The organism is Pseudoxanthobacter sp. (assembly GCF_036822375.1).
Taxonomy (GTDB): domain Bacteria; phylum Pseudomonadota; class Alphaproteobacteria; order Rhizobiales; family Segnochrobactraceae; genus Pseudoxanthobacter.
On sequence record NZ_DAISHT010000113.1, the window covers coordinates 7208 to 11177 of the forward strand.

Sequence of the window (3970 nt, forward strand, 5' to 3'; positions counted from 1 at the left end):
TCGGTTCCCCGGTTCGCCGGCGGGCCGGTGCGCCGCGCTGCCCTGTCGTTCGCTCAGGCAGCGGGACGGCTTCGCAGTCCGGCGGCGGGGGCCCCGGCAGGGCCGGTCGTGCGCCCGCCCTGCCGCCGGTCGTCGTCCGGGGTTCAGCCCCGCATGGCGGCCAGCGCCTGCGAAATGCCCTTCAGCGGCACCTTGATGGTGAAGGTCTGGCCGTTGGTGGCGGTAAAGGCGATGCTGGCCTCGCTGGCCGCCTTCAGATCGCGCGCCAGCGCATCGTCGAACGGCGCGGCCGCCTCGCAGCCGCGGGTGTCGCACAGCACATAATCCACCTGCCGCGGCTTGGCGGCGCCGACCGTCATGCGGATCCCTTCCTTGACCCGCACGCCGAGCGGCGTGCGCACGGCATAGGTCGGCTTGCCGGCGGAATCGGTGCCGATCTCCCAGATCAGCACGCTCTGTCCGTTCTTGCGGTTGGTCACCTGCAGCGAGGCAGAACAGGTGCGCCTGGCATTGTCGGCAAGGCTGTCGTGGCAGGTCACGGTCCAGTTGTCATAGACCACCGTCTCCGTGCGCTGCGGCGCCGTGGGCTTGGTCTTGGCGGCGGGGGCCTGAGCCAGCGCCGGCCCGGCCGCGAGGCTGCCGGCCACAAGCAGGGCCGCGCCGAGGCGGCGGGGCAGGCCCGGATTGAACGCGCGCGTCATCTTGACGTCCTTCCCTGTGCGGATACGCGCCCCGGAGCGGGGCATTCCGCAAACCATCGTTCCGATGCAGAACAGGCCGATCCGCGAGGACCGGCCTGTCGTCATTTCCGCAGGAGCGGCCCGGTCACCACTTGTAGCGCACACCCGTGAGGGCGGTGCCGGACGTGAAATCGCCGTTGAACTTCACATTGCCGTTCACGAAGCCGCTCCAGCCGTTGACCTTGCTGAAGATATTCAGATTGCCGCCGACTTCGCCGAACGCGCCGTGGAAGTCGTCGGTGGCGCTGAACGGCATGCCGGTGGTGAGCAGGGTGGCCTTGTTGTAGCCATCGAACTCGTACCACAGACGGCCGACCGCAGAGGCCTCCATCCAGTAGCTGTCGCCGTTGAGGATGCGGCCGCCGAAGCGGGCGCCCAGCGCGCCGCGCAGGCTGTCGCTGTTGTTCATCTGCACCGTGGCCCCGCCGATGCCGGTGAAGTCGCCGATATCGGTGTTGACGTAGGACACGGTGGCCACCGGCTCCACGAACATGCCGTTCTTGAGCGGCATCCGGTATCCGGTGTCGATGTGGAAGCCGAACGACGTGGCGTTCTGCGTCTGGCTGGTCTGGCCGAAGCCGCCCAGCGACGGGGCGCTGTAGTCGAGGTTGAGAATATCCACCTTCATCAGCGTGTCGACGAACAGGCCGCCGTTGATGTAGGTGGCGTAGAGGCCAACCGTGCCGCCGTTGTAGTCACCGCTCGTCGACGACTTGTTGAAGTCGAGCGAAGAGTTCAGGTAACCGCCGAGCATACCGAACAGCCAGGTGCCCTTCTCCATCTCCCGGCTGAAGTCCGCCCCGACGATGAAGCCGTAGGTGTTCTGCGTGTAGGAGGTGTTGAAGCCGTAGCTGTTGCCGAGGATGGAGTAGCCGGACGAGCTGTCGCGCGACATCCAGCTGCCCACGGCCTTGGCCCACAGACCCGGGCCGAGCGTGGGCCGGGTGGTGGCGGCGCCGCCGGCCAGATCGCCCTTGCCCGCCTGATTGGTGCCGGTGGCCGGGGCCGCCAGCGACGGGTTCATCTCGTAGGAGCGCAGGTCGACCTGACGATCGAGCCAGAGGCCCGTCGTTTCGTGCCAGATGGTCTGCGCGCCGGTGATGAAGGACGGGAACTCGAAGGCCTGCTGGCCGGGCACGCCGACCAGATATTCGCCCACGCCGCCGCTCGGGGTCGGCGCGGTGACCATGTCGTAGAAGAACAGCCCCTTGTCGATGACGCCGCCGAGCTTCGTGCTGTAGTTCGTCGAGGCCGGATCGATGGTGAAGCTGAACGGACCGATGCTGCCGTTCTGCGCCTCGGCCACCAGAATGCCCATCGGGTTGTAGCTGCCGGCCGTCAGGCTCACGTCGTTGACGAGAACCTTGGTGGAGCCGCTGGCCACGGTGCCCGAGATCGGGTTGCCGTTGGCATCGAGGCCGCCGATCACCAGCTTGTCGGCCGTGGAGCCGAGGCCGCCGAGATAGGCATCGACGCCCAGCGTGCTGTTGCCGGTGCCGGTGAAGGTGCCGCTGGTGTAGGTCACGTCACGGGCGGCGTTGAAGGCAAGCTGGCCCGGGACCTCGTCGATCATGGTCAGCAGGCCGGAACCGCCACCGGCCGGGGCGCCGTTCACGAACGTTTCCAGCGAGCCGAAGCTGGTCTGCTCGGCAACGCCGCCCTGCAGAGCGGTCACGATGCGACCGGGGTTGGTGAGGGTGTCGTAACCGCCGCCGAAGCTGTTGTCGCCGACGACGATCCAGGTGTTGGAGCTGTAGTTGTTGAAGGTGTCGTTGCTGCCGCTGAGGCCGACGCGGCCGACGACAGTGCCGTAGTTGTTAACGACGGCGGCCCCGCCCTGGGCGGTGATGGCCGTGCGGCCGGCGGCCGTCACCAGATCGGTGTTGGCCGGGCTGCTGCCGTCGAAGGCCCACGGCGTCACGAGGGCGCCGCCGGCAATGTTGATGCTGGTGCCGCTGCTGCTGGTGGCCGAGATCACCGCACCGGAGGTGCCGAAGCCCGCGCCGGAGGCAACGGAGTTGGCGCCGATGTTGATGGTCGCCACGCTGGCGCCGGTCACCGCAACGGCGCCGCCGGCCCCGGTCTGCAGGCTGTCGCCGCGCACGAAGCTGCCGATGCCGGTCACCACGGTCACGCTGTCGGCGCCGCCGGCCGTGATGGCCGTCTGCCCCGCGCGCACCGTGCTGGCGGTGCCGGTGGCGACCGCCACGGTGTTGCCCGTGCCGTTGTTGGTGGCGGTGATGCCCGCGCCGCCGGCGGCAATGGTGCTGCCCGACCCGGTGGTGACGCTGACAGCCCCGGAGCCGCCCGCCGTCTTCGTGGCGGTGATGCCGGAGGCCCCGGCCGAAACCGCCGTGTTGGCCGCGGTCGCGATCAGGATGTTGCCGTTCTGGGCCACGCCCGACGCGGTGATGCCGTTCAGTGCCGTGATGCCGGCATTGGACTGCACCGAGATATCGCCGCTGCCCGTGGACTTGGCGACGGCGATGCCGGTGGCCCCGGCCGTGATTGCGGCGGAAGTGGTGACCAGCACGGCGCCGTCGCCGTTGGTCTGGTTGATGTAGACGCCGTTCTGCCCGGCATTGATGGCGCCGGAGAGGCTGGCGATCACCGCGTTCGTGCCGTCACCGCTGCTGTTGGTCTTGGTGACCGACAGGCCGCTGCCGCTGGCCGCGATCGTGCCGCTGGCGGTGGTGGTGACCTGAACGAGGCCGTTGCCGTTGCTGTTCTCCACGCGCACGCCGTCGCCGGCGGTCGCCGCGGCCGACCGGCCGCTGACGGGGCCGTCGAGGCCGATGGTGGTGTTGCCGGCTCCGTCCTTGACGGCCAGCACGCCGATGCCGTCGGAGCGCACCGAATTCTGGACGGCGATGTCGACGCTGCCGCTGCCGCTGCTCACGCCGGCCACGCCGACCGAGCCGGCCGAGACCGGGCCGGTGCTGCGCACGCCGAGCACCGTGTTGTCGCCGGCCACGAGGCCGCCGACACCGATCTGCCCGGCCGTGACGCTGCCGCTGCTCTGCACCTGCGTGCTGGTGTTGTTGCCGAAGGCAGCGGCGATGACGCCGAAGTCCTGCGCAACCACGGAGCCGCTGTTGTTGACGGCGAGGGTGCTGCCGTTGCCGTCGACAAGGCCGCCCACGCCGGCACGACCCGCGGTGACGGCGCCAGTGTTGGTGACGCTGACGACGCCGTTGTCGCCGATGCCCGCGCCGACCACGCCGAGTTCG

2 protein-coding genes are annotated in these 3970 nt (G+C 69.4%); both read right to left on the minus strand.

Going from position 1 to position 3970, the window contains the following annotated elements:
- Positions 1–143: 143 nt before the first annotated feature.
- Positions 144–701: an invasion associated locus B family protein gene (locus V7067_RS11375; protein ID WP_334176021.1), complete on the minus strand. Its 558-nt coding sequence runs from the start codon at positions 699–701 to the stop codon at positions 144–146.
- Between the two features lie 124 nt (positions 702–825).
- The coding region (locus tag V7067_RS11380; protein ID WP_334176022.1) for an autotransporter domain-containing protein at positions 826–3970 on the minus strand (3145 nt) is incomplete at its 5' end.

Coding starts and splice junctions, on each gene's coding strand:
- V7067_RS11375 (WP_334176021.1), bottom strand. CDS start 701: ATGACGCGCGCGTTCAATCCGGGCCTGCCCCGCCGCCTCGGCGCGGCC.